This window comes from Methanomicrobium sp. W14 (assembly GCF_017875315.1).
Taxonomy (GTDB): domain Archaea; phylum Halobacteriota; class Methanomicrobia; order Methanomicrobiales; family Methanomicrobiaceae; genus Methanomicrobium.
Map to the genome: position 1 here is coordinate 40014 of NZ_JAGGMM010000004.1, position 24993 is coordinate 65006.

The 24993-nt window shown below is 42.5% G+C and carries 24 protein-coding genes; 12 read left to right on the top strand and 12 right to left on the bottom strand.

Annotation, left to right across the window (positions count from 1 at the left end; genetic code table 11):
- Nucleotides 1-49 precede the first annotated feature (49 nt).
- From J2128_RS12400 to J2128_RS12415, 4 genes are all read left to right on the top strand, one after another.
- Complete coding sequence (locus J2128_RS12400) at nt 50-1108, top strand: histidinol-phosphate transaminase (RefSeq protein ID WP_209691775.1); 1059 nt, start codon at nt 50-52, stop codon at nt 1106-1108.
- A gap of 5 nt (nt 1109-1113) precedes the next feature.
- Nucleotides 1114-1626: an adenylate kinase family protein gene (locus J2128_RS12405; RefSeq protein WP_209691776.1), complete on the top strand. Its 513-nt coding sequence runs from the start codon at nt 1114-1116 to the stop codon at nt 1624-1626.
- Nucleotides 1623-2222, top strand: a complete 600-nt coding sequence (locus J2128_RS12410; RefSeq protein ID WP_209691777.1) for a CDP-alcohol phosphatidyltransferase family protein — start codon at nt 1623-1625, stop codon at nt 2220-2222. Before J2128_RS12405 ends, J2128_RS12410 begins: the two co-directional genes overlap by 4 nt.
- Nucleotides 2223-2283: 61 nt before the next feature.
- Nucleotides 2284-2808 (top strand): NifB/NifX family molybdenum-iron cluster-binding protein, encoded by a 525-nt coding sequence (locus J2128_RS12415; RefSeq protein ID WP_209691778.1) that lies wholly within the window; start codon nt 2284-2286, stop codon nt 2806-2808.
- 136 nt (nt 2809-2944) lie between these two features.
- On the opposite strand, the gene J2128_RS12420 is transcribed toward J2128_RS12415, so the two are convergent.
- The 3 genes from J2128_RS12420 to cfbC are packed head-to-tail and all read right to left on the bottom strand — an operon-like array spanning nt 2945 to nt 5949.
- Nucleotides 2945-4081 (bottom strand): nitrogenase component 1, encoded by a 1137-nt coding sequence (locus tag J2128_RS12420; RefSeq protein WP_209691779.1) that lies wholly within the window; start codon nt 4079-4081, stop codon nt 2945-2947.
- Nucleotides 4074-5165, bottom strand: coding sequence for a nitrogenase component 1 (locus tag J2128_RS12425; RefSeq protein WP_209691780.1), 1092 nt, complete (start codon nt 5163-5165; stop codon nt 4074-4076). The genes J2128_RS12420 and J2128_RS12425 overlap by 8 nt, the downstream gene beginning before the upstream one ends.
- Nucleotides 5125-5949 (bottom strand): Ni-sirohydrochlorin a,c-diamide reductive cyclase ATP-dependent reductase subunit, encoded by an 825-nt coding sequence (gene cfbC / locus J2128_RS12430; protein ID WP_209691781.1) that lies wholly within the window; start codon nt 5947-5949, stop codon nt 5125-5127. Before cfbC ends, J2128_RS12425 begins: the two co-directional genes overlap by 41 nt.
- 120 nt (nt 5950-6069) lie before the next feature.
- Here cfbC and J2128_RS12435 point away from each other — a divergent pair, with 120 nt between their 5' ends.
- Together J2128_RS12435 and J2128_RS12440 are read left to right on the top strand one after the other, a co-directional pair.
- Nucleotides 6070-7872, top strand: coding sequence for an ABC transporter ATP-binding protein (locus J2128_RS12435; RefSeq protein WP_209691782.1), 1803 nt, complete (start codon nt 6070-6072; stop codon nt 7870-7872).
- Nucleotides 7873-7993: 121 nt separating this feature from the next.
- Nucleotides 7994-8935: a GDP-L-fucose synthase gene (locus J2128_RS12440; protein ID WP_209691783.1), complete on the top strand. Its 942-nt coding sequence runs from the start codon at nt 7994-7996 to the stop codon at nt 8933-8935.
- An 18-nt stretch (nt 8936-8953) separates the two neighbouring features.
- Here the strand turns inward: J2128_RS12440 and J2128_RS12445 are convergent, their stop codons facing one another.
- Nucleotides 8954-10111, bottom strand: coding sequence for a glycosyltransferase family 4 protein (locus J2128_RS12445; protein ID WP_209691784.1), 1158 nt, complete (start codon nt 10109-10111; stop codon nt 8954-8956).
- A gap of 843 nt (nt 10112-10954) precedes the next feature.
- Between J2128_RS12445 and J2128_RS12450 the strand changes: the two genes are divergently transcribed.
- Nucleotides 10955-11815: a glycosyltransferase family 2 protein gene (locus tag J2128_RS12450; RefSeq protein WP_209691785.1), complete on the top strand. Its 861-nt coding sequence runs from the start codon at nt 10955-10957 to the stop codon at nt 11813-11815.
- 32 nt (nt 11816-11847) lie between these two features.
- On the opposite strand, the gene J2128_RS12455 is transcribed toward J2128_RS12450, so the two are convergent.
- The 5 genes from J2128_RS12455 to J2128_RS12475 all read right to left on the bottom strand — a co-directional run bounded on the left by J2128_RS12455 (nt 11848) and on the right by J2128_RS12475 (nt 17520).
- The gene (locus J2128_RS12455) at nt 11848-12885 is read right to left on the bottom strand and encodes a glycosyltransferase family 4 protein (protein ID WP_209691786.1); all 1038 of its coding nucleotides are present in this window, start codon (nt 12883-12885) and stop codon (nt 11848-11850) included.
- The gene (locus J2128_RS12460) at nt 12885-13973 is read right to left on the bottom strand and encodes a DNA topoisomerase IV subunit A (RefSeq protein WP_209691787.1); all 1089 of its coding nucleotides are present in this window, start codon (nt 13971-13973) and stop codon (nt 12885-12887) included. The genes J2128_RS12455 and J2128_RS12460 overlap by 1 nt, the downstream gene beginning before the upstream one ends.
- The gene (locus tag J2128_RS12465) at nt 13970-15769 is read right to left on the bottom strand and encodes a DNA topoisomerase VI subunit B (RefSeq protein WP_209691788.1); all 1800 of its coding nucleotides are present in this window, start codon (nt 15767-15769) and stop codon (nt 13970-13972) included. Before J2128_RS12465 ends, J2128_RS12460 begins: the two co-directional genes overlap by 4 nt.
- 3 nt (nt 15770-15772) lie before the next feature.
- Nucleotides 15773-16990: a histidine--tRNA ligase gene (gene hisS / locus J2128_RS12470; RefSeq protein WP_209691789.1), complete on the bottom strand. Its 1218-nt coding sequence runs from the start codon at nt 16988-16990 to the stop codon at nt 15773-15775.
- 164 nt (nt 16991-17154) lie between these two features.
- Nucleotides 17155-17520: an ABC transporter permease gene (locus J2128_RS12475; protein WP_245323797.1), complete on the bottom strand. Its 366-nt coding sequence runs from the start codon at nt 17518-17520 to the stop codon at nt 17155-17157.
- A gap of 16 nt (nt 17521-17536) precedes the next feature.
- Between J2128_RS12475 and larB the strand changes: the two genes are divergently transcribed.
- The 3 genes from larB to J2128_RS12490 are packed head-to-tail and all read left to right on the top strand — an operon-like array spanning nt 17537 to nt 20185.
- Nucleotides 17537-18313, top strand: a complete 777-nt coding sequence (gene larB, locus J2128_RS12480; RefSeq protein WP_209691790.1) for a nickel pincer cofactor biosynthesis protein LarB — start codon at nt 17537-17539, stop codon at nt 18311-18313.
- A gap of 5 nt (nt 18314-18318) precedes the next feature.
- Nucleotides 18319-18828, top strand: a complete 510-nt coding sequence (locus tag J2128_RS12485; RefSeq protein WP_209691812.1) for a nicotinamide-nucleotide adenylyltransferase — start codon at nt 18319-18321, stop codon at nt 18826-18828.
- 40 nt (nt 18829-18868) lie between these two features.
- Entirely contained in the window at nt 18869-20185 is a 1317-nt protein-coding gene (locus tag J2128_RS12490; RefSeq protein ID WP_209691791.1) for a hypothetical protein, read from the top strand.
- A 138-nt stretch (nt 20186-20323) separates the two neighbouring features.
- Here J2128_RS12490 and J2128_RS12495 read toward each other — a convergent pair whose 3' ends face one another.
- Together J2128_RS12495 and J2128_RS12500 are read right to left on the bottom strand one after the other, a co-directional pair.
- Nucleotides 20324-20644: a hypothetical protein gene (locus tag J2128_RS12495; protein WP_209691792.1), complete on the bottom strand. Its 321-nt coding sequence runs from the start codon at nt 20642-20644 to the stop codon at nt 20324-20326.
- Between the two features lie 95 nt (nt 20645-20739).
- Nucleotides 20740-21912 (bottom strand): redox-regulated ATPase YchF, encoded by a 1173-nt coding sequence (locus J2128_RS12500; RefSeq protein WP_209691793.1) that lies wholly within the window; start codon nt 21910-21912, stop codon nt 20740-20742.
- Nucleotides 21913-22077: 165 nt separating this feature from the next.
- Here J2128_RS12500 and J2128_RS12505 point away from each other — a divergent pair, with 165 nt between their 5' ends.
- Nucleotides 22078-22668 (top strand): pyruvate kinase alpha/beta domain-containing protein, encoded by a 591-nt coding sequence (locus tag J2128_RS12505; protein WP_209691794.1) that lies wholly within the window; start codon nt 22078-22080, stop codon nt 22666-22668.
- A gap of 2 nt (nt 22669-22670) precedes the next feature.
- Nucleotides 22671-23534 carry a hypothetical protein gene (locus J2128_RS12510; protein ID WP_209691795.1) on the top strand — a complete coding sequence of 288 codons (864 nt, stop codon included), beginning with the start codon at nt 22671-22673 and terminating at the stop codon, nt 23532-23534.
- Nucleotides 23535-23748: 214 nt separating this feature from the next.
- On the opposite strand, the gene J2128_RS12515 is transcribed toward J2128_RS12510, so the two are convergent.
- On the bottom strand, nt 23749-24948 hold the full coding sequence (locus J2128_RS12515; RefSeq protein ID WP_245323801.1) for a TIGR00297 family protein: 1200 nt from the start codon (nt 24946-24948) through the stop codon (nt 23749-23751).
- Between the last annotated feature and the right edge of the window lie 45 nt (nt 24949-24993).

Consider the following 24993-nt stretch of genomic DNA (forward strand, 5'->3'; position numbering starts at 1 on the left):
GGGCAGTAAATGATACTATCCTTTTTTATTCATATCCGGGAGCCATGTTATGAAGAATCTCATCAGAAAGGTATTTGAGGACGGGGGCTATGTTTTTGCAACAAACGCATTGGTTATAGCAAAAAATGCAGGGTTTGAAAACCCGGCCCGCCTTGCAAGCAATGAAAACCCAAAAAGTCCTTCAAAATACGCTGTTGAAGAAGCGGTAAAGTCACTTGATTCCCTGAACAGGTACCCCGACGAGACTGCAGAGGCCTTTGTCGGGGCTTTGAATGACTATCACGGTCAGGGGTACAATATAGTTACTGGCGTCGGGATGGACGGCGTCATAGAGACTGTTGTCAGGACACTTGTTGACTGCAAAGACAAAGTCTGCATAAGTACACCAACATTTTCGTTTTACGGTCTTTCGGTCAGGGCGCAGGGGGGAGAGGCGGTAAATGTCAGGAGGGAAAATGACTTTACGGTCGACTGCGACAGGTTTATTGAAAGATGCAAAGGCGCAAAATTTGCTATATTATGCACGCCGAACAACCCTACAGGGACCGTGACGCCCGTAGCTGACATAGAGTATATCCTTAAAAGAATTGACTGCATGCTCTTTCTGGACAACGCATACGTCGATTTTTGTGATACCGATTACAGACCTCTTATGGAGAAGTACGACAATCTTATAATCGGAAGGACGATGTCAAAGGCATTCGGCCTTGCGGGAATGAGAGTCGGATACGCTTTTGTTCCGGAATGGTTCATGCCTTATTTCCTTCGTGCACAGACTCCGTTCGCGCTGAATTCGGTTGCCATCGCGGCTGCATCGGGTGCCCTGAAAGACAGGGAATATGTCAGGGATTACCTCTCCCACGTGAAAGAATGGCGCAGCCGTTTTGAAAAAGAGTCAGGCTACCCCGTGTACCCTTCAGGATCAAATTTCGTCATGATTGACGTATCTCCGATGAAGGGAGATGATGCGATGCGAAAACTTGCGGAAAAGGGAGTAATTGTTAGGTCATGCGCAAGTTTTCCGACACTAGGGGACACCTTTATCAGGGTGAGTGTCGGGGATGACTGGGAGAATGAGCTTTTCCTGAAGTCCATAAAAGAGATTTAAGAAAAATGACGGTCTGCATAACAGGAACACCAGGAACGGGAAAGTCGTCTGTCTCAAAAGTCCTGAAAAAAAGAGGCTACAATGTAGTGTCCCAGAATGATACGGCAAAAAAATACATCATAGGAGCTGATCCTGACAGGAATACTGAAATAATTGATGAGGACAAATGGGTTGAAGAGTTTAAGCCTTTTGATGGGATAATCGAAGGGCATATAACCCATCTGCTTCCGTGCAGGCGTCTGGTAGTGCTTCGGTGCAGACCAGACGTCCTTAAAAAACGTCTTTTAAAACGTGGCTATTCGGAAGAAAAAGCATCCGAAAATGCAATGGCAGAGGCCCTGGATGTCGTTCTGGTAGAATCTCTTGAAGTTCATCCCGGGGATATAATATTTGAGTCTGACACGACGTTTGCGGATGTTGAAAAAACCGCCGACGAAATAGAGATGTTTATTGAGGGTAAAACTTCTTTCAGGTACGGCAGTACTGACTGGTCAGAATACTTAGGTGAAAGAATATGACACTTGACAATTACCGCCCCCATGTTGCAGGAATAGTGACCCCTGTTGCAAGGACATGCGTAAAAATAGGACTGACACCAAATGCATGCACTATACTTGCCTTTATAGCCGCAGTTATTGCCGGCGCCTTCTTTTATGAATACTGGATAATCGCGGGTGTGGTTTTTGTATTCCTGAATGCATTCTTCGATGCAATAGACGGTGCTGTTGCGCGGGAAATGAATGCTGCAAGTCTGCGCGGTGATTTTCTTGACCATGTTCTTGACCGTTATGCAGACATATTCATAATCTGCGGAATATTTGGGGGAAGCCTTGCACCCTGGCAGATTGGTGTTTTTGCGCTTACAGGTGTTTTAATGTCTTCCTATCTTGGCACGCAGGCACAGGCTGTCGGTGCAGGAAGATATTATGGCGGCGTGCTCGGCAGGGCTGACAGGCTTGTCCTTTTAATCGGGGGCGGAGTGGTAACAGTACTCATTCCGGCAGGGGTTTATGGGATGAGTATTTTAGGCTGGGTTCTTGTTATTTTCGGTTTCCTTGGTCATTTCACGGCAATTCAGCGTTTTGCCCATGTGTGGCGGGAACTTAAAAGATAAAAAGCTATTAGATGAATACATAAAATAATATAGATTTACAAAGTTAACCGGGGGAATTGTATTGAAACGGCTTGTAGTCGCAGGCATGGGGAACGGAAGTCCTGATGACAGTGTTTCGCCCGTTTTTGGGAGATGCGGGACATTCTGTGTAGTTGATCTTTCAGGGAACAAAGTAAAAACAAGTACAGTAATTTCGAATGAAGCAGTGGACAGGCCGGGAAGTGCAGGTCTTATTGCTGCTGACTCTGTTGTAAAACTCGGAGCTGATGCTGTCGTTGCAGGAGATTTTGGGAGGATGTCGACCAGAGTCTTCATGGACTCGGGTATAAAGCAGTATATTATCAGAAACGCGACAGTCAGTGAAGCTATAGAAAGAATGATTTCAGGCGGGGGCCGGTGCCTTGACAGCCAAAGTGTAATGTCTTCGGAAAGACCTGATCTGGGCAGAAGGAGTATACATTTCGGGACCGCTGTTTTCTGTGAAAAAGAGGGTTCATTTATATGCAAAAGCTGCGGGTGCACTATGCCAAGAAAAAGGGAGAGTGAAAGGGTTTACTGTCCTAACTGCGGAAATATAATGGAATAATCAATAATTCAGTCAATAGGCTTGGTTTTGATTGCATACTTGGGTTTTCATATAACAAGGCAGGGATTATTTTTCTCATGCTGATTTTTCTGCTTTTTTTCTTTTTGTTTGTGTTTTTCAGGATAAAAATCAGTTTTCAGTTTCTTTTTTTGGATTCAAGAGCGTTTATTGCAGAGTCCAGGAAATAAAGGCTTCCTTCGATTCCCGCGAGAGGTCTGTGAAAAAGCATTTTTATATGTCTTATCGGGAATGTAAGACCCATAAACGGTATTTCCGGGAACCTGGCGTATTCGTATGAAGACCCAATGAGAAGGTCGGGTTTTTCTTCTTTTATACGTGATGATACAGGACGGATGCTGTTCACATGCTCTATTTTTACACCTGAACACATGGACGATTCCCCGTTTCTTGCGCCGGCAAAAACTATTTCGGCATCCATGTATTCTGTAAGTATTCTGCATGCAAACTCTGTGTAGTTTTTCGTTGAAAATACCGCAACACGTGGCGGGTCGTTTTTCCTGAGGTAATTGTCTCCGGCTTTTGTAAGAATTTCCGAGGTCTCTTCTGAAAGGTTGGTTATCTTTTCAGGGTTGGATTCCGGGAAGTAAGCCGAAATATCTTCAACTGCCTTTTCTACCTCTTCAGGAGTTCCGAGGATGGCGGGACATTTCTTTGCAGCGCCTGTGTTGTAGTCAGGGTTAACTGAAACCGAAAGGCATGACGGATTTTTTATCGCATCATAAGTGTCATGGAAAAAGACCGGCCCCGCGGGAATATCTGCAAGGCTTAAAAGTCTTTTAGCCTCATTTAAATTGCCTATATAATAGGGGTCAAGGGAGCATATTCCTTCAATGTTTACTGATTTTTCTGACTCGTTGCATGAGAGGGCGAGTGCTTCACAGGCGCTCTTCCATCCTGAGTCAAAATCACCTTTAAATCCTCCGGCATCAACGAAAAACACGTCATAGTCTGACAGAATACTTTTAATGTCTTCTCCCATAATGGAAGGGACGCAGGTGTTTATGACCGCGACTTTTTTGCAGAACTGAGAGACACTCTCTACAGTTTCGGTCAGTCTTTCTGCTGTCCCGAAGATTACTTCATCTTCGACAAGAAATGTGCTGTACAATGTATCGGGAATGGCCATATCCGCGTAGTAGTAGCACCCGGATGACCCGTTTACAATGACACCCAGGTCGCTTATGCCTGCAAGAGCGGAGGCGGCTCCTGTCATTGCACACGGCCAAAGAGGATTTGAGCAGGCTTCACGCATTTATAAACCGTCTCCACTGCATAAGAGTTCTTTTGACTCCGGTTGTGCCGACAGGCGTGTAAAAGGGAACCGGTATTACCGTTCCCTCGGGGTTGGTAACAATTCCTGCGTAATAGGCAATTTCTCCGAGGAGACTGTTTTCCGTTTTCTGGAACCCGAATGAGTCAAAGGAGATTTTTTCCCCTTTTAAGTCCTCAAACTGTGAGAACATTTCCTTCTGGTTCTCCGTTTCCTCCTCTATTGCCCGGGCCGGTGAAATTTTTAGGTACTTCCCTGCAAGTCTTAAAAATTCAGTCGTTCCCGAGATGCCGTAAGGGTATGAGGATATCGACGGGATATTGGTAAGATTATCAAAATGGCTTTTTATCTCTCCTGTAGGGTCTTCGCGGATTACGTTTAGTGATGCGTCTGCAAATTTTTTGATATCGTCAACGTATATGTTTCTCACGAATCTGACGTTTATGTCAGCCCCAAGGAGGTTTATAAGCCTCTTTACTTCCGAGAAGTTTGATTCGGCCTCGTATTCAAGGTTTTTTTCCCCGATTATATTAACGACAGGCCTGTTATTTTCAGGCCTTTCAAAAGAGGATGATTGTCCTGCATCAGCCGGATTTATTTTGTCAGGTTCAATAAGTTTTGATGCACTTTTCAGTGCCGATATAAAACCTCTTTCAAAAGAGCCCCCGAGAAATCCTGATGTCTGAACGGGAATTACGGGAATTTCATCGTAACTTTCGCAAACGGCATCTATATCATCGCCTATAGTGTCGCTTATGCAGGTTCCGACTACAAATATGCATTTGTAGTCGTCAGTTAATGCCTCTTCTATTGCGTCTCTGAGCATCCCTTCTCCGCCGAATATGACTCCGTTCTCGTTCAGCCCTGATGTAAAAATCTCAGGAATATCGAAGCATTCGTTGTAGAGCATTGTCGAATGAAAAACCGATGACGACTGGTGGGTGCACCCGGCCGGACCGTGAACTATCGTTGCCGCATCCTTTATGAATGCAGTGACCGTCAGTGCACCTGTTACAGTACACCCGTCAAGCCGTGATGTATTTTTGGGCAAGTTTTTCGAGTTCATCCATCGAAAGAGGTGTCGGTTTTTTTGCAGGGTCCGGAGTATTTTTCATAATGGTCTCTGCGAGCTGCCTGTATATCCCTGCCTGCTCCGAGTCAGGAGCATATTCAAGAACCGTCTGTTTGTTAACTTCAGCTATCCTTACAATCTGGCTTCTGGGGATAAATCCCAGAAGTTTTGTGTTTATTCTTCCGGCAAATTCAGACACCAGTTCGTATTCGTCTTTTATATTCTGGGAATTGCAGATGACCCCGCCGAGAAAACAGCAGGGCTTTGCTCTTTTTGAGAGTCTTGCAATAGCCTTGCATATATTGTTTGCAGCGTACAGTGCCATGAAATCTCCTGAAGTGACAAGGTAGACCTCACGTGCATATCCTTCCCGCATAGGCATGGCAAATCCCCCGCAGACCACGTCTCCCAGGACATCATATACGATGACATCACCGTAAAGAGCCTCCAGTTTTTCAAGGAGCTGAAATGTAGCGATAATACCCCGTCCTGCACACCCTATACCGGGCTCAGGACCTCCCGCCTCAACACATCTTATGCCGTTGTAACCGGTATAGATGACATCGGATACCGTAAGGTTTGCATCTCCTTTTGCTCTTACCAGGTCAAGGACCGTAGGTATCCACTCACCGTGCATAAGCATGCGCGTGCTGTCGTGTTTCGGGTCGCATCCAATCTGGAGTATATCGAGAGATTTTTCAGAAAGGGCAGCGGAGAGGTTTGCAGAAGTTGTTGATTTTCCTATACCTCCCTTTCCGTAGAGGGCGATTTGCTTCATGTTGTATGTAAGTTTTGTTCCGTAAGGAAAATAGTATTATGGAATTATGTAAATGTTTTTTGTTGTGCAGTTGGTTAAAATATCATCAAATCCATATCTGTTTTTCAGGTTTATACTGTAATGTCCGTAATAAGTGATTCAGTAAAAATAATGAATTATCTTTTTAGTCCTTTTAAAAAGATGCTTCTGATTTACCTTTTGGGAGTTATACTTTTAAGCTTTCTTGAAGTTTTCAGAATTTCTCTGGTATATCCTATAATAAATTATGGTCTTGGTGTTGAAAACCAGCCGAAGCTTCTTGATGCTTTTTATGATTATCTTCTTCCCTCTTCTGTAAACCCTTTCATTGCAGCAGCTTTTCTTCTTCTTATAACGACGGTTGTTATTGCCGTGATCTATAGTGTAGTTGTATACGGAGGTTCGTATCTTTTTTCAACTGTAAGAGATTCTCTTGACAGAAGAGTTTTTGAAAGAATTCAGAGCCGGCCTTACAGTTATTTTGCAGGAAAAAAACAGGGTGATCTTTTGTACATTGGTCAGGGAGCTGTAATGGACTCCAGCCAGGCCATAAACCAGTTTGTGGAATTTATAAGGAATTCACTTATGGCTTTTTTGTATCTCCTTCTTTTGTTCTATCTGTCATTCTGGCTCACAATAGGAGTGATAATTCTTGGAATTTTTTATGCACTGGTAGTAAAAAAATACCTTTTCTCAAGAGTTTACAGGAACAGCAATGTTCTGAACGAATCTTTAAAGGACAAATCCGTTGTTTATCAGGAGTTTATCTCAGGGATAAAGACAATTCTTATCACAGGCTCTCTTAAAAGCTGGCACAAAAAATATGATTCTGCAATAAAAAGGCTGAAAAAAGCCTATACTAATGTTTATGCTTTAGGGAAAATCCCTCTAATTGCAAATGATTTTATAATGTTTTCAATAATTGCACTGGGTGGTATTTTTCTGTACCTGTATACTGGTGGTAATTTCATATCATATATAGGTATTTTTGGAACCTTTATGCTTGGTCTGTACCGTCTTGTGCCTTCTTTAAGCTATGCCCAGACCAATATGTCTCTTTTGGTTCAGTATCTCCCTGCACTTGAAATGCTGTATAATATTCTTACAGAGGAGTCTTTTGAAGATTCTGTAGATTTTCATGAAAAATCAGACAAAAAAAGATTCTCTTTTGAAAATACAATTGAATTCAGAGATATATCTTTCAGGTTTAAGGATAACATGTCAGATACAATCTGTAATTTGTCTTTAGATATCCAAAAAAATACGAAAATTGCAATCGTAGGAAGTTCCGGTTCGGGAAAAACCACGACAGCAAATCTTCTTGCACTTTTGTATAAGCCCTCTTCAGGTGGTATTTTTATAGACGGGGTAAATCTTAACGAAATAAATACCTCAGATTATTTGCGAAATCTGGGATATATCGGTCAGGAAACATTTGTTTATCATGATACTGTAAAAGAGAACATTAAGTTTGGTCTTGAGTGTTCTGACGAGGAGATTGTTAATGCAGCAAAACTTGCCGATGCTCACGAGTTTATAATGAATACAAAAGACGGCTATGACACTGTTATCGGTGACCAGGGCATAAAGCTTTCAGGAGGACAGAGGCAGAGAATTGCCATTGCACGTATTATTCTTAGAAAGCCGCAGATTCTTCTTCTGGACGAGGCAACAAGCTCTCTTGATAACCTTTCAGAGCAGAAAATCATGGAGTCCGTTGAAAAGCTGTCCAAAAATATGACTGTAATAATTATTGCGCACAGGCTTTCAACTGTGCAGAATGCTGACAGTATCTATGTTTTAAAAGGAGGAAAACTTGTTGAAAAAGGCACTCACCTGGAACTTCTTGAACAAAACGGAGAATATCGCAGGTTGTATCTCGGGCAGAAAAAAGGATATAATTAGTGTAATTGATACGTAGGGTAGATGAAAAGGATATAAAAAGTCATTTCTACTGGTTTGGACAATAAATAATATTATCTGTTATTAATCTGAATAAACAGAAATCTAAGGTGCTTTATAGAATATGTCAAATCTTGAGGGAAAAAAGATACTTGTAACTGGTGGTGCCGGCTTTTTAGGAAGCAATGTTGTCAGAAAGCTTGAAGATGCAGGTGCAAGACGGAAAAATATTATTGTTCCAAGAAGCAGGGATATAGACCTGAGAATCTGGGAAAACTGTGTTAAGGTTGTTAAGGGTGCAGACATAGTAATTCACCTGGCGGCAAAGGTTGGAGGCATTGGTTATAACCAGAAATACCCTGGATCGCTTTTCTACGATAACGCAATGATGGGCATTCAGCTGATGGAGGCAGCACGTCTGGCTGATGTTGAAAAATTTGTTGCTGTCGGGACAATATGTGCATATCCAAAGTTTACTCCGGTCCCGTTCCGGGAGGAAGAGCTTTGGAACGGTTATCCTGAAGAGACGAATGCGCCATATGGCCTTGCAAAAAAGATGATGCTCGTACAAAGCCAGGCTTACAGGCATCAGTATGGTTTTAACTCAATATATCTTCTTCCGGTAAACCTTTACGGACCGGGAGACAACTTCGACCCGGCGAGTTCACACGTGATTCCTGCCCTGATTAAAAAATTTACAGATGCCGTAAAAGCAGGAAATTCCGACCAGACTGTTGAAGTATGGGGGACGGGAAGCGCTTCGCGGGAATTTTTGTACGTTGAGGATGCAGCACGTGGAATTGCCCTTGCAACTGAAAAGTATGACGGGGCTGACCCTGTAAACTTGGGTTCCGGGATGGAGATTACAATCAAAGATCTGGTGTCAAAGATCTCTGAAATAACAGGGTTTAAAGGAAAAATTGTCTGGGATAAAACAAAGCCTGACGGCCAGCCCAAAAGGTGCCTTGATGTATCACGTGCAAGGAAGGAGTTTGGTTTTGAAGCTCAGATGGGATTCGATGAAGGTTTGAGAAAAACTGTTGAGTGGTATGGAACAAAACATTAAAGTTTTATTTTATTTATTTTAAGCTTTGCAAAGTTTTTTTATACCGTCATTATTTCTTAGAATCCATTCCCATGTTATTTCCTTTTTATCGGTTTCCGGTACAAGATTGTTTAGTTCATTGTCAGGTAAGTTGATAATTCTTTGTAATTCTTCAGCGTAGTTTTTTTCATTCTTTGATTCTATTACGGTTCCGGAGGTATATTCAAGTAATTCCTTTGCTATTCCGGTATCTGTTGAGATTATGTAATTGTTCATGTATGCAGCTTCTGCCAGCACAAATCCGTAGCTCTCATGCCGTGAGGTAAGGATGAATATACGTGATTTATTGTAATATTCATAGAGGTCTTTCTGACTAACGTTCCCTGTAAAAATTATTGAGTCTTTTTTAGCGGGATTTAGTGAATAAAATTCATTAATTTTATCTCTGAAAAGGGACTCAATAGGTCCTACTATGTAAACCTTCCAGTTCTTTAAGTCTACATCTTCCAGAATTTTGAGGAGCAGTTCTGTATTCTTCTGATAAGTCCCGATTCTTCCTACAGTAATTATGATTTTCTCTTTTTCGGAAATGTTTCTTTTCTCTACATTGTTTTCTGTAAGTATATTCGGATCAAAACCATTTGGCATCAAATATAATTTTTCACTTTTTACCAGGTCTGCATAATAAGAAGCAGATATTTCCCTATATGCCTTTTTTGTTTCTACAGTGTAAATATCAGGCATATTTTTAAAAATTCTATGAAATAACCTGCGTTTGATATCCATATTTTCCCAAAACAAGGGACTTTTCTTTGGGAATACTCCAGATGGAGACATATCTAATTTGACATATATTTTTCCTTTTCCGCCTCCAAGCCTGTAAATTATCATTCTTAATAAATTTTCAGGGCTTATATGAAGAAGGAATAAAATATCTATTGATCTTGCCATATAAAACAAATAACAATATATGCAGATATTTTTTAGTATTCTTGTATTTATGCTGTATCTGTGAAGATATACTGTTCTGAAAAAATCGTTTTTGTAGTTAGTGTCTGTAAAGTTGTCGATGATTCCGTTGTACCCATATATTACAGATAACCAGTATGGGATTTCTCCAATTTCTTTATATAACTGAAAACTTTCTATATCCATCTCCCAGAAACTCAGAAATATCAATTTTTTTCCATTAAGCAACAATATTCCTCCTCATATCATTATTTTATTTACACATGTTATTTTGACTGAATTGTTATTGGTTATCTGGTTTTTATATGAATATCACGTTTTGTAAAAATAAAAGTTTATTAATTGGGCATTTTTGTTGCTCAAGAATGAATTTACAGAAAGTATTTTTTTTTAAATTAGGAAAGATAAATCTAAAATATCATTTTTTTGAAAGAGGTTTCAATAAAATAAAGAGATATTTTATCTGGTTTGGAAGTTATGGAATGATAAATAAAGGATTGGATTTGGTATTTTAGGTTTTCAAAGGCCTGACTATAGCCTTACGGTTTGTGGAAATATAAAAAAGGAAAAGGATTTCGAATGGGCATATTCTGAAGAGTTAGATTGTCTGCCTAATATCTGGGCAAGAGTATTTGTTGATAAAATTTTAAATCGAGTAATTTATGGAAGTATTATTTGATTGTCAGGTGTTTAATTTCCAGCGATATGAAGAAATTTTAGGGGTATTTTTCCGAATTAACGAATAGATTTAAAAAATGTCCTATCTTAAATTTAAGATTGGTCTAAAATATTCAAACAATGGAAACCTTCTGAAAAAGAGAGTTCTGGGCAGGCACTGGTCAAAGAAAAGTAATTTTTTATGCAATTCCATAATCTTTCCAAATATTCAAAAAAATATCTATCAGAGTTCAAAGCTTTTTTTCTGGCAAAATCCGCTGAAAATACCAAAAAGGTTTATGAAACGGTGTTGTCGGGATTCTAAGTTCATACCAAGTTAACATTGATCATTCAACAATTTTTTATGCAGTAAGTTATGAATAACCAGCTGACAAATTTATAATTATGTATTGTTTGGATTATTCCTGTCTGCCAAAACCCTGTAAAAATCTTCAGGGGTGGCCATGGACAGAAGATTCAGCAAAATTCTATATTGGTAATGATGAAAATACCAACTGGCCAAAAATATCAGTAATTACTCCTAGTTTTAACCAGGATTCTTTTTTGGAAGAAACAGTTCGCTCTGTTTTATTGCAGAACTACCCGAATTTGGAATATATCATTTTAGACGGCGGGTCTTCAGACAGTAGTGTTGAAATTATAAAAAAATATGACGATTTTATTGATTACTGGGTAAGTAAACCGGACAAAGGTCAGGCAGATGCGATTTACAAAGGTATTAAGATGGCAACAGGAGATATTGTGGCATATATAAATTCGGATGACTTCTATTACCCGGGAACTTTCTTTAAGGTTGCAGAGAAATTTTTAGAAGATCCTCTTTCAGGATGGCTGACTGGAAAAACTGTTTTTGTCGATGAATTTTCTGTTCCAATGAATGATCAGCCAAAATATCTCCCGATAAATATGTTTACCATGACTTATCTTGGAAATTTTATAACACAGCCCTCTACTTTCTGGAAAAAGGATTTATTTTTAAGTGTAGGTGGATTTAACAAAAATTTACGTTTTTGTTTTGATTATGAATTGTTTATGAAATTTTTAAAGATTGAAAAACCTTTGTGGTGCAACGGCAATTTTGCAGCATTCAGGTATCATTCATTAAGTAAAACTGCTAATATTCATGATGTATGCATCGAAGAATCAGAGGTCATTATAGATGGATATGTAAATTCAGATAATTTGCTCCGGCAGTACGTTGGAAAAATGCTAGGGAGGCTATATTCTTTATTCTTTGATATTCACCATAAATAATCTGTTATATTTTATAACCTCAGGTCTGATTTTTAAGCCTTTCCTGCTTCTATTAATTTTTTATGGACTGAAATAAGTTGACTGTTAAGTACTTCAGAGTCATAATTAGTCAGTATATCTTTTCTTCCTTCTTTTCCCATTTTTTCTCTCAGGTCCGGGTTATTTTTCAAAATTTTGATTGATTTTGAAAGCTCTTCTACATTTTTTGGTGTCACCAAAAAGCCGGATTCTTTGTTTTTAACTATTTCAGGGCATCCTCCGACACTGCTTGCGATAACAGGGACTTCGCAGGCAAGACTTTCAAGAAGTACAAGACCCAGACCTTCTGAATGGCTTGGCAAAACCAAAAAGTCAGCGGCATTCATAAGTAGTGGCATATTCTCAGGATTTATGTCTCCCAGAAAAATACAGTTCTCCGGATGATTTGGTACTGGTCCGGGGCCTCCGAATATAAAAGTAACATCACTGTTTAATTTTGCAGACTCGATAATTTCAAAAATTCCTTTCATTGGGTGGATTCTTCCTGCGTATAAACAAACACATGATTCTCCAGGAATTTTAAAATTATCCCTGCAGATTTGTTTGTTCATTGGTCTGAACCTGTTTGTATCGACTCCGTTTGCAATTGGAGTTATTTTATCAGGTTTAACACCCAGTGAAATCAAAGAGGATTTCAGTGCTTTACTGCATGTAATGATGTGATCAGCGTGACTTACTGAATGATTAAATAATGCCCTGTTAAAATGATTTTTATATGGGTATATCAGTCCGTCATCACCGTGGAATTTGAGAACCAGAGGTTTTTTACCTTTCATTAAGGCAGGTATAATGCTGCTGTGCGGGATATACTCAGCCTGAAATATGTCTATATCTTCGTTGAACGATTTAATAACCGAATCTGTGTAAAATGAAAGATAAGCCGATGGAGATGTACTCTTTTTTACTGCTTTTATGACTCTGACACCATTTTTTTCCAGAGAATCAACCATTCTTTTAACAAATATTCCCCTGCTGTCTCCTTCATATCTGGGATAGAGGTTGGCAAAAAGCCCCAGAGTATAATCAGCCATCAGATAATCCCCATCTCTGAAAGCCTGGCCGGTAAATATTCCCTTGTAACGAAATCAAGTCCTCTTGCAGCAAAAGCCTGCTGTTCTGATTTAAGACCGAGTTTTAACTGAAGGTTTATTTCATTTCTCCAGTACTCTGTATCAAATCTGGGATCAGACAGTTCTGCCTTCAAAGCCGCAATATCACCTTCTGTCAGGTGGTCTGACGGAAGGTTGTACCCGCTGATATCGGAGGGCTGAACGCCGATAAACTGTGCACCAGGAGTTGCAAGTGTTTCTGACATATGGGCGGATTTTATCGAGCCGTATGCGACACTTGCAAATATCCTGTAAGACCACGGGTCACCGTCGGTGAAGACTACTACGGGCAGGTTGAGCTCCTGGTTCAGGCGCTTTAAAACTCTTCTCGTAGAACGTGCGGGCTGGCCTTTGAGGTGAATGAGAACGGCGTTATACTCTTCGTCAAAACCGTTCTCCATTAACCTTGCGTACATACCGCCTGTCTCCATAGCGATTATAAACTTCGCGTCGTGATCGACGAACTCTAGGTTGTCGACATTGTTTGGAATAGGGTAGCCGGCCTCTCCTATGTCCTGCTGGCAGTGGATTTCCCGTACACCCCTTCTTGTCCTCTCGCGTATTTTAAGAGGTCCGTATATTGATGCCCCGTCCTCTTCAGGTCTCAGGTGAAACGACTCTCTCGAAAGCTCGGTTATGATTTCAAGGTCTTCAACGAGGTGGTTGCTTTCGTCCTGTGCTCCGAACTTGGCCTTTTTCCAGCCTTCGGAGATATAATACATCTCCCTTAATGTGGATGACCTGTTTTCATTAAGCTGTTTTTTTAGAAAGCTTACCACGTAAGCCATTTTTAGAATATGAAGAGCACTCTTGTACGAACCCGCTGAACGCGTTGTCTCTTTGTCTCCGTACTTCCAGACCTCCGAGCCCTCGTCGTACTCTATGTTGTGCTTTGTCCTTGTAGGAATTGAGATATAAGGTATTGTAGCGCTCTGCATCTGGTGATACCATTTTTCAGCAATCTCCAGGAGTTTGCAGTCCGCTATTTTGTCACTTTCCTCTTTTTTCATGTTATATCAACCACGACCAGAAGTTTTTCATCAACGCCCCTGACACTGACAGAACCATGGGATGTGCCCGAATACACTGTGTTCCATGTACATTCAGGCTCGACCTCAATCTTCCAGAGTTTGTTGTATTCGTCGCCTATCCTGTCGACAAAGTCAGGCTTTACCGTTGCGTCGGATGCGCTGTCCCCTGACATGTTGTATATGGTCATTGCGGCAGGGTTTCTTGTATAGTTGTTTACGGAAATTTCAACTTTCCCGCCAGAAATTTTCTTTTTGACGACCACTTTGTGCATTATCTGTGCTTCAAGAGGCGTTATGTCAGGTGCCGGTTTTCCTACTATTTCACCGACCTTCGATGCGATGTCAGGCAGAATCGAACATACCGCACGAGCTCTTTCCTCCTGTTGTTTGTTTTTGTCGCGCCTTGACAGGTAGTTCTTAAGCTCTCTTCCAAGGTCCTGGAGCACCAGGACTATCTCCTTTTCTATTTCGGGAATTGCTGCTATAGCGTCCTTGCTTTCACTTGTAAACGGGACGTTTGTGGACGCGACATGGACAAGTATCAGAACAGGTCCTGTCGGGACTCCCTGCTGGGACAGGTTGTAAGCCTTCCAGTTTACCCCTGATACTGCGGTTGTTATGATGCATGCGCCCTGCTGGTAGAGAAGAGGTACCCTGTTTGCAAACCTCAGTATCTGTGCCTGCCCTTCTGAATCAAGTTTGCCCCCGTAACCGATGGCTGCCTCAACGATAAAAGGATGGCCTGAGAAGACCTGACTTTTTCTGGTCCTTGACCTGACAAAATCAAGCTCAAATTCCTTGTCAATTCCCTGGACAATCTTCTCCTCGCCTATCGGTGAGAGGCACTGCGAGGCCGGTGGAGGGGGTATCTGGACACTTTGCATCGCGTCAAGAAGTATTTTCAGGTTGTCCGATGAGAGTCCTGATGCCTTTCTTTCAGGATTTAAATTTGCAAGCCCGAGAATTTCATCAGCGCTTTTGCTTCCCACCCTTGAAAACCCCTCTATTAAAAACTCCTTAAGTTTGAGGTGGCTTGCCTCGGCCATTCTTTTTAGTGTCCCGAATTCAATGCCGTGGGGGTGGGGCGCAATAGCCTTCGGTGGGACTATCGTCTCTTCCGAAGCCCTTTCAAAGTTGTATTTTTCGCCGTCAATGTCGGTCTTTATTCGTGCATGCGGGTTTACGACCGCGGTGTACCTGAGGTAGTCCAGAAGCCTTTTTTTTGCAGAAAGTGTGCTTTTAAACTCTATTTCGACACGGGTGCCGTGCATTCTGTCCCATTCTATCTCCTCGTGCTTTAAGACCTGCGGCTCGTTGGATTCCGTTTTGATCATCAGCTCAAAGCGGTTTGCCTTTGAGTTGTGCCCGGTTCTTGAGATGACCACAGCAGGAACACCTGTTGTAAGCTGGGCATACAAAACGGCTGCACTTATTCCTATACCCTGCTGTCCGCGGCTCTGCTTTATCTGGTGAAACCTTGACCCGTAGAGAAGCTTCCCGAAAACGAAAGGCACCTGCTTTGGGACGATTCCGGGACCGTTGTCCTCTACAATTATTCTGTAGATGTCTTTTCCCGTCCTTTTAATTCCGACGTAGATATCAGGGAGGACCTCAGCCTCCTCGCAGGCGTCAAGGGAGTTGTCTACAGCCTCTTTTACAGTAGTAATTATTCCCCTTGTAGGAGAGTCGAACCCGAGGAGGTGCTTGTTCTTTTCAAAAAATTCTGCAACGCTTATACTTCTTTGTTTTTCAGCAAGCTGTTCAGCCAACTCCAAATTTTATCTCACCTCTGATATGGCGTCTTCTGCTTTGATCTCCTTCTGTTCGCCCGATTCCATGTTCTTCAGGGTGACGGTCCCTGCTTCTGCTTCACGTTGTCCTATAACCGCGACATAGTCTGCTGTCTTTGCCGCATGCTTCATCTGGGCTGCAATACCTTTTTTAAGGATGTTCAGTTCTGTTGTAATACCTCCCTCACGAAATTTTTTTGCGGCCGAAAATGCATACGAGGCGGTTTCGGGAGTATATACCACAGCAACGCAGGGTGCTTTTTTCGGAGTGAAATCTCCTAATGAAACCATTATGCGGTCAAAACCTATCCCGAAACCGCACGAAGCAACGTCTTCTCCCCCGAAAAGGTGTGCAAGGCGGTATGAGCCGCCGCCTATTATCTGGTTTTCAGCGCCGAGGTTGTCTGCAAATCCTTCAAAGACCATACCGGTGTAGTAGTCAAGGCCTCTTACGATTCCAAGGTTCAGCCTGTATTCAATGTCCTGGCTGTCAAGAATTCTGATTAAGTCCTCCATTCTCTCGCGGCCGGGCATGTCACCGCAGATTTTCAGTGCCTCATCAATCGTTTCGCATTCGATAAGAGATTTCAGTGAATCATAAAGTTCTTCTTTTTTGAGTCTTTCAAGATATATTTTAAGGTCTTCAAAGTTTTTCTTGTCTAAAAGGGCCATTACCGCTTTTTTGTCATCTTCAGGGAGGTCTGAAAGAAGGTGCTTCATCGGTGCGAGGTGACCGATATGAAGAGTGAACGTAACGCCTGTTGCTTTGAGCATTTCATAAGCAAGAAGAATAATTTCGGCTTCGCCTTCAGGAGTGTCGGCGCCAATCTGTTCTGCGCCGAACTGCCAGAACTGCCTGTACCTTCCCTTCTGCGGACGTTCATACCTGTAGCAGTCGGAAAGGTAACACCATCTCACGGGCTTTGAAAGGACTTTTGCCTCGTTTACGTACATCCTTAAAACGGCTGCCGTTCCTTCAGGCCTTAATGCAAGCATGCGTCCGCCTTTGTCCTCGAATGTGTACATCTCTTTTATAATGCCTTCACCCGAGCGGACAGTGTAAAGCTCCTGGTTTTCAAATGTAGGCGTGCATATTTCCCTGTATCCCCATTTTCCCGAGACTTTCCTCAGACGCATCTCTATATCTCTTCTCTGTTCCATCTCTTTGGGCAGAAAATCCCTTGTTCCCCTTGGTTTCTGAAGCATCCTTTTAATCTCCGTCAGATAATCCCTTAAAAATAATTTTTCGGAATAAATATTTTATTAAACGTTTTTCAGTTGTATCATGTATTTTTTTGTATCTGTTCAGGGCTTATAATTTTAAATCACAGCCTTATTCAGGCTTTAATCTGATTGCAGCTATTGTAAACTCATTTTTGTCTGGTCTTCCTGACCGGCCTTTCAGCTTTTCCCAGAATTCTGTCTGCCGTCGTGGATTTCTCAGACCAGATCTGTTTTTTTTCCTTTTTAATCCCTCCCTGAAGGTACAGCGCGAGGAGTATAAGACCAAGACCTATCAGGTCCAGTCCCCGGAGTGCGAATAAAACTCCCGTAAGAGAAAGGGCAGTATAAAAAACGCCGTAATATGCAGATTTCCGGTATCCTGCAAGACCTGTCCTGTAAAAGACTCTCGCGTCCCGCAGCCACAGGTAGGCTACAGCTGCTGCACCGAAGACAGCTATATATACAAGATAGCTCATTGACATGACAATACTTATTATTTGACTTCTGACCATATGTTAGTTATCCGGTATGAGTAAAAACAAAACTCTTAAAAGTGTACTCGAAAGCTTCAAAAACGGTGAGATATCTGTAGAGGAAGCAGAGGTAAAGATTGGAGGAATCAGGCTTGACATGATAGGGGAATGTGCAAAAATTGACACAGGAAGAAATATCCGGTGCGGCATTCCCGAAGTCGTTCTTGCCGAAAATAAGGACCTTGACCATCTTCTTGCAATTGTCGGAAAAATAACCGAAGCTTCAGGAAGATGCATTGCATCAAGGGTTCTGCCTGAACAGGCAGAATCCCTTGAAAAATTCTGTAATGAGAATTCATATTCCTATGAATACAACAGGAAAGGCAGGATGTTTGTCGTATCAAGAGTGCCTCCGCCTGAAAAGACCGGGGGTATTGTTGGTATAATTACGGCAGGCACCTCTGACATAGCCGTTGCGGAGGAGGCAAAGGTCATAGCAGAGGAGATGGGGTGCGTCGTCAAAACCGCCTATGATGCAGGGGCCGCAGGCATACACAGGCTCTTTCCGGCTGTAAAAGACCTCCTGGATGCTCATTCTTTTGTTGTGTGTGCTGGCCGCGAAGGGACTCTTCCGACGATAATTGCAGGTCTTGTCGACAGGCCGGTAATCGGTGTCCCGGTAAGTATCGGGTACGGGTATATGGGAAGGGGTGAAGCCGCCCTTGCGAGTATGTTGCAGTCCTGCGCAGTCCTGACTGTAGTAAACATTGATGCAGGGTTCACTGCAGGGGCGTATGCCGCCCTTATCGCGAATATGGCAGGAGGACAGTGATGAATATAGAAAGAGGCCTTTATATCGGAAGATTTCAGCCTTATCACAACGGTCACCAGTCTGTTCTTGAGAGGATATCAAAACAGGTTGACGAGATTATTATCGGAATAGGAAGTGCGCAGTTCAGCCACGATATAAACAACCCGTTTACCGCAGGCGAGAGGATCATGATGATAACAAGGTCTCTTGAGGGCAGGCTCCCGTGCCGGTATTATGTCATTCCCATAGAAGATTTGCAGAGAAACGCTTTGTGGGTTGCGCACGTAACGTCTATGGCTCCCCCGTTTCAGAGGGTGTTTTCAAGCAATCCTCTTGTTGTGCAGCTGTTTCATGAGCGCAGAATAGAGGTCGAATCGCCTGATATGTACGAAAGAGACTCGCACAGCGGAACCGAGATAAGAAAGCGGATGCTTGCAGGCGGTGACTGGCAGAAACTTGTCCCCCGGCCGGTTGTAGATGTGATTGAGGAGATTCACGGCGTTGAACGTCTCTGCAGGATCTCAGGTACCGACTGAAGGGTATAATAGTTAAATTTAAAAAAATGAGGGCAGAAATATGGCAGGTTTTTTGAAAAAACTATTCTCTAAAGAGGACAGCGGACCCTGTGTCGTGAAATTTGCGGAAATCTCTGGATATCTTGATGTATCCGGTGAAAAAACAGAGAAAAGCCTTAAGGAGTTCTGCGAAAAATCCAGAAGCGGAATATCCCGGGAAATCGAAGGGCTGAAAGAAAAGGTTGAAAGTCTTTCCAAGGTTAAAATTGAGGACGATGCCGATATCCCCCCGCGGGTAAGAGTAGTTGTCGAAAAATCTGTTCCGGCATTCGTATCTGCATTTGAAAAATGCCTTCCCGGCGAATTCCCCGATGACCCCGAGGAATACTACAAGGCCCTTGTGGCAGTGGTGCAGGCAGCAGGAAAATGTCTCTCCGGGCAGGGCAAGTATATCCATGCCGCTTTTCCGTCAGAGATGAAGGATATAAAAAGCTCTGTTGATCTTATCGGCCGCGAGATAAATTCCTTTAATAAAGAAATGAAGCCCGCAATGGATACTAAAAAAAAGATATCCTGCGTAAGAAATTCCTATGAAAAAACCGGGTCCCTGCACTCTGAGTATTTTGCGGTTTCCGGCGAGATTAAAAGCCTTGAAGAGAGTATTGATTCCGGAAATAAGGAAAAGTCCCTGATTTCAGAAAAGATATCTGAGTGCAAAAAAAGCAGGGAATATCTGGAGTACGAGAGGCAGATTGAAAGAATCTCATCCCTTAAAGAGGAAATATCCGAGCTGAAGGACAATTATCACCTCGCGGTTGCAACTGTTTCAAATGTTTTCAGAAAGATTATCTATGCCTCGGAAAAAGACGGGAATATAGAATTTTCAAAGAAACTTTTCTCTCTTGACGACTACATGTTGTCGCCCGGAAAAAAGGACGCTGAAAGGATTCGCAGTGAGTACCTTTCTCTGTACCCGCAGATTAAGAGATACATTGACGTAAACAAAGGGTTTGTAAAGAATAAATCCGAAGAGCGTTTCTTCTCATCTGAAGGGATGTTTGTCTCTCATGTTTATGATATCTGCAACAAGTATTCTGAAATATACGGTGAAATATCATCTCTTGAAAAGTCCGTTTCCGCGTCCGGTCGTGCTGAAAAGATTTCCGGTCTTAAGGATAGGGATGAGGAGATTGGAAAAGAAATAGAACATGCCTCAGGAAGAGTCGAAAGTCTCAGGGAAAGGAAAGTTAAGATAATAGAAGAATTTTCAAAAGAAAAAGAGGTTCTTGCGGAAAAAATGTCTGATCTTAAGGGAAAAGAAACCATAATTGAGGGTACTCCTTCAATTGAAGGAAAACCCGGGGAAAATCTGCAATAAATCTTACATTTTTTTAAATCATTATTTTAAATGGTCAAAATCCAAAATTTCAGCCTGTAATTTTTTAAAATTCCTGAAAAAAAGTAATATTATCTATTGTGGGTAATCCGGACCTAATCCTGACTGTAAGGTTTTCGTTCAGAGTGAGTCCAGACTTATTGAGTTAAAACTGTCAGCCATCCCTGCTATTTCTGTAACACCGAACGCCGTGCTTACGCTCTGCATATCCATTTCTATAGCACAGGTGCAGACGTAGTCTATGATGTCTATGGAAAGCTCCCTTTTTTGCTTGCTCTTGCGCATCTGATCCATTAAATGAGTTATTTTCTCGGGAGATTCCATGCGAAGCTTTGCAAGGCTTACAACACACATATAAATCCGGGTCAGGTTCCTGTCGGTACCGGTTATCGTCTCAAAGAAATTTTTTATAACCTGTGCCTGGTAGACTTCTGCGCCCATGGTAACAGAATAATCAGTTTATAAATATAAATAGATTTTGAGTAGGACACTTCTTTCAAACTGAAAGTTTCTCTTAAAATGTGATTATATTGTATTTATTTTTTTGTCGACACTATCTTTATGACATCGCCTGACTTCAGGATATGGTTTTCCTTTATGCGCATTTTTGTCTTCGCGTCAACTGCGTACAAAAATCCGTCGCCTATGTCGGAGTGAATATGGTACGCAAGGTCATGCGGTGTGGACCCGCGTTTCATCAGGTATGCATCGGGGAGTATTCTGTCCTTTCCGTCACAGAACTTGTTCTCGTCTTCGACAGGGAATACTACTATCATGTCTAAAAGGTCGAAGACCATTCCGTTTATTGTCTGCTGAACCCCTGTGCCGCCAAATTCATTCATGACTTTTTTTATGGCGTCCAGGCCTGTCTTCTGCGGTTTGTTGAGCTTTTCGGGCTCGTTTATTGTGAAATCCGGGTCTCCCGGCACGTATGAGATAAGACCTGCCTCCGACGCTTTTCTCAGGGCAAGCTCTCCTGCCGCACTTGAAAACGAGATATTCTCATTTTTAAGTTTTTCAAGGAGCTCTTTTGAAGCGCAGTCAGCCTTGTTTGCAACAACCCTGAACGGTTTTGCGATCTCAACCAGGACACCGCAGAAATTGATTAACTCCTCCTCTGTGCAGGTTTTAAGGGAAATGTCGGTTCTTCTGACCGCTTCTGCAACGTGCTCCGGGGTCATAGAAAGCCCTGCGAGCTGATCGGCTACCGTGTTTTCTATCGAGTAGTTTTTCTGCTGTGCAGAACGCTGTATTTTATGCCAGTTTCTCTCCAGAAGACCGTATACCCACATTTTCATCTCCTCTTCTACGAATCCTATGTCAGAGGCAGGGTCGTGTGAGCCGTTTTCAACCGGATTTCCCTCTTCATCCGTTGAGCCGCTTCCATCGATTATGTGAATAATTGCATCGGCTTCCCTAAGGTTGTCAAGAAATTTGTTTCCAAGTCCGCGCCCTTTGTACGCTTCAGGGACAAGTCCGGCAACGTCGATAAGGCCGACCGGGACAAACCTGACCCCGTCTTTGCAGGCAGGGCAGTTCTGTATTCCAAGTTCTTTGCATGCGCAGTTTATGCGCACATAAGCGACACCGTTGTTTGCATCTATCGTTGTAAACGGATAATTTGCTATTTCGGCAGGAGCCATGGTTGCAGCTGAGAAAAAGGTAGACTTGCCGCAATTTGGCTTTCCTGCTATTGCTAGGTTTATCATGGCAGTAATCCTCCTTTAAAGGTAAAAGATATTTCAGTTTCATATTTGGCATTTGACTCATAAATGATTTTCATTTAATGGGAGTGATCTTTTTTACTGCCCGGTGTAAAAGGGGAATCTCATTTTGGGATAAATAAATCAGACAAAAGAACATAATCTGTATTCATGAGCTATATATCGAGGAAAACATACTACTTCGAAAATCCGGGTCCTGAGAACACCGCGGACGCGGCGAAGTTTGCTGCTGAAAGAGCGGCTGAAACCGGTATAAAAAAGGTTGTCGTTGCAAGTTCAAAGGGCAGGTCGGCACTAAAGTTTCAAAAGGCGTTGTCGGGTCCTGACGTTGAACTGATTGTCGTAACTCACGTGGTCGGCTTTTCAGCTCCCGGCGTATGGGAGTTCCCGCAAGACCTTGCAAAAAAACTTGAGGGTGAGGGTGTCCGCGTTATAAAGGGGACACACGCGCTTTCAGGTCTTGAAAGGGCAATATCCGGAAACAGTAAACTTGGAGGCTCCTCAAGGACCGAGGTTGTTGCAGAGACTCTTCGCAGGACAGTTGCGGTCGGCCTCAAGGTTGCTGTCGAATGCACTCTTATAGCAGCCGACCAGGGCTTTGTGTCGCCTGACGAGGAAATAATTGCCTGCGGCGGGACGACCGGGGGCTGTGATACTGTGTGTGTTGTAAAGCCTTCGTATACCGCGTCATATTTTGATCTCCAGGTGCGCGAAATTGTTGCAATGCCGAGGAACCGCTGAAAATGGGATTTCAGTCTCTCCATAAAGCCCTGGTCCTTCTGGGGCATCCTGTATTATGGATTCCGGGAATACTTGCCGGTCTTTTTTCTGCGGCCGGTATTCATTTTGCTTTTTCAGGCCTTGAAGGGGCATTTTATTCCGAAAGAGTTGTCATTTTCTCTCTTGTCGTGATGCCTCTTTTTATTGCAGGAGTTTACGGGGCAGTAAAAACGGACGATTACTCTTTCCGAAATTTCGTGAAGCAGGGAATTTCCGGATATTTCCGTGTTCTTCTCCCGACTGTCCTTATTATGTCGGCGGCGTTTTTGTTCATGCTTATAGTTACAATGCCTGTTCTTATCTCAGGTGCATCCAGTTCGCTTTTGCTGGCGTCGGTGTTCATCATATTCTTCCTGCCGCTTTTGCTGGTGGTGTTTTTTTACGACACCGCAGCAATATTCGAAGATAAAAAGGTCTTTGAGTGCATAAAAAGAAGCCTTGAGGCATCTTTTGCACGTCCTGTCCAGATCCTGGGATTTTATGCAGTTCTAATTCTTGTAATGCTTGTCCTTTTCACAGGTATTTCCATGGTGTGGTCAGGCATCCTTGCAGACCAGTTTGAACCTCTTCTGACAATGAATGAAACCGAATTAAACAGCCTTGCCCAGAATCCGGAAATTCTCTTTGGTATGATAGGTGATTACGGGGTATTTGTCACTTCAGTGATATCCTTCATAGGGACACTGCTTTTTACAGCCCTGTTTCTTGTATACAAGGCCGTGTTCTACAGGGACGTTTTGATGGACGTTAAAACAGTAACCGGCCCCGGAATGACTGAAACACAGGGTGAATACGACGAAAAGGGCAGATGGTACAAGTATTCATAATAGTATTAAGCAGAATATCCAAAGTCCATATCTTTTTTGAATTAATCTGTTCATTTTTGATTCTTACGTGGTTTTATCCTGATAATCTATCGGGGCATTTTCTTTAATAATAATCTGTTTTAAAAAGGTCTTATCTTTCTTATCCCGTAGATTCAGGACTTCAGTTAGTTAATCCAAAAGCTAATCCAAAAGTGAAACCGCAAAATAAACTTTTTCATAACAGGAACAGGTAAAGCACAGCCGCGGTTATTCCGCCGGATAATGTACATATGAAGTTTGTGCCTGTATTTTTCAGGATTCCGCGTCTTTCAAGAGTAGCCCCCACGAGACTGTCGACGTTTGTTCCTACAAAACCTGCGGCTATGCCTGCAATAGCAATACCTAATGTTGCAACGTTTAGGAAATATGAGATAGCACAAAGGATAACTGATGCTGTGACCGCTGCAATTTCACCGAAAAGCGTCACCCCGCCGTCTGTTCCTTTCGGAACCTTTTCAAGGGTTGTTATCAGGTACGGGGTTTTTCCGAGCATTCCAAGTTCGCTTGCGGTTGTATCGGCCATTGCAGCGGAGACACTTCCAATAAAAACCGCCGCAAACACGTTGTCCTGGTATATTCCGAAAAGAACTGCTGCGCACAGTGATATAAGCCCGTTTGCAAAAACGTTCAGAAAACCCCTGACGCCTCCGCGTGACTCTGCAACTCCCTCTGCTTTCTTCTTCTCATACTTGTACTTTGTAAATCCCGAACCTAGGATAAAAAAGGTGAGCATTACAAAAAACCAAGTAATGTCGGCAAAGACTATTATGAGAATCCCCATAAGGGCGGCGCTGAAAAGACCGGACAAATCGGCAGCCTTCATTTTGTATGAAATAAGCCCGAAAGCGAAAGAGATGACAATTGCAAGGATAATCAGGTTTATGTTTGCAGTATAGCTGATATCCTCAAAAAGGTACATCGTCATGCAGGCACCTATGCACTCGATCATAATCGCGTCCTCGCGTTTGTAGAGGATGGATTTCAGCATCAGCGCAACGATTATTCCGGTTAAGGGAATTAAAACGTTGCTGTAGCTGAGATATTTCATAACTATAATGGACGAGGCCGATGCAGCGATAATGTACAAAAAAAACCTGTATTTTTTATACGGGCATATTCTGTAAACCGCTTCACCCATCATGACAATTGCAATTGTCCCCAGAAAGACCATCAGGGATATCATCTCTGCCCCGTAGAGCAGTGCAACGATACTAAGCCCTATTGCCGGGTACCTGGCGTCTTTCAGAAGATAAAAAACTGCACAGATAAGAATTGTTATTCCTGCAAGAATCCATGGGGGGCTTATTAAAGGTCCTATTATTACTGCCGCTACAGAAAGGATAAGCACGAGATACATGTCGCCACGGCAGGTCATATTAAACAAAGATAACTATGTGTTTCTTATTTATTATAACCAAAG

What these genes read in the sequence shown, in the direction of transcription:
- J2128_RS12400 (WP_209691775.1), top strand. Translation starts at nt 50, where the DNA reads ATGAAGAATCTCATCAGAAAGGTATTTGAGGACGGGGGCTATGTTTTT.
- J2128_RS12405 (WP_209691776.1), top strand. Translation starts at nt 1,114, where the DNA reads ATGACGGTCTGCATAACAGGAACACCAGGAACGGGAAAGTCGTCTGTC.
- J2128_RS12410 (WP_209691777.1), top strand. Translation starts at nt 1,623, where the DNA reads ATGACACTTGACAATTACCGCCCCCATGTTGCAGGAATAGTGACCCCT.
- J2128_RS12420 (WP_209691779.1), bottom strand. Translation starts at nt 4,081, where the DNA reads ATGCGTGAAGCCTGCTCAAATCCTCTTTGGCCGTGTGCAATGACAGGA.
- J2128_RS12425 (WP_209691780.1), bottom strand. Translation starts at nt 5,165, where the DNA reads ATGAACTCGAAAAACTTGCCCAAAAATACATCACGGCTTGACGGGTGT.
- cfbC (WP_209691781.1), bottom strand. Translation starts at nt 5,949, where the DNA reads ATGAAGCAAATCGCCCTCTACGGAAAGGGAGGTATAGGAAAATCAACA.
- J2128_RS12435 (WP_209691782.1), top strand. Translation starts at nt 6,070, where the DNA reads ATGTCCGTAATAAGTGATTCAGTAAAAATAATGAATTATCTTTTTAGT.
- J2128_RS12440 (WP_209691783.1), top strand. Translation starts at nt 7,994, where the DNA reads ATGTCAAATCTTGAGGGAAAAAAGATACTTGTAACTGGTGGTGCCGGC.
- J2128_RS12455 (WP_209691786.1), bottom strand. Translation starts at nt 12,885, where the DNA reads ATGGCTGATTATACTCTGGGGCTTTTTGCCAACCTCTATCCCAGATAT.
- J2128_RS12460 (WP_209691787.1), bottom strand. Translation starts at nt 13,973, where the DNA reads ATGAAAAAAGAGGAAAGTGACAAAATAGCGGACTGCAAACTCCTGGAG.
- hisS (WP_209691789.1), bottom strand. Translation starts at nt 16,990, where the DNA reads ATGCTTCAGAAACCAAGGGGAACAAGGGATTTTCTGCCCAAAGAGATG.
- J2128_RS12475 (WP_245323797.1), bottom strand. Translation starts at nt 17,520, where the DNA reads ATGGTCAGAAGTCAAATAATAAGTATTGTCATGTCAATGAGCTATCTT.
- larB (WP_209691790.1), top strand. Translation starts at nt 17,537, where the DNA reads ATGAGTAAAAACAAAACTCTTAAAAGTGTACTCGAAAGCTTCAAAAAC.
- J2128_RS12490 (WP_209691791.1), top strand. Translation starts at nt 18,869, where the DNA reads ATGGCAGGTTTTTTGAAAAAACTATTCTCTAAAGAGGACAGCGGACCC.
- J2128_RS12495 (WP_209691792.1), bottom strand. Translation starts at nt 20,644, where the DNA reads ATGGGCGCAGAAGTCTACCAGGCACAGGTTATAAAAAATTTCTTTGAG.
- J2128_RS12500 (WP_209691793.1), bottom strand. Translation starts at nt 21,912, where the DNA reads ATGATAAACCTAGCAATAGCAGGAAAGCCAAATTGCGGCAAGTCTACC.
- J2128_RS12505 (WP_209691794.1), top strand. Translation starts at nt 22,078, where the DNA reads ATGAGCTATATATCGAGGAAAACATACTACTTCGAAAATCCGGGTCCT.
- J2128_RS12510 (WP_209691795.1), top strand. Translation starts at nt 22,671, where the DNA reads ATGGGATTTCAGTCTCTCCATAAAGCCCTGGTCCTTCTGGGGCATCCT.
- J2128_RS12515 (WP_245323801.1), bottom strand. Translation starts at nt 24,948, where the DNA reads ATGACCTGCCGTGGCGACATGTATCTCGTGCTTATCCTTTCTGTAGCG.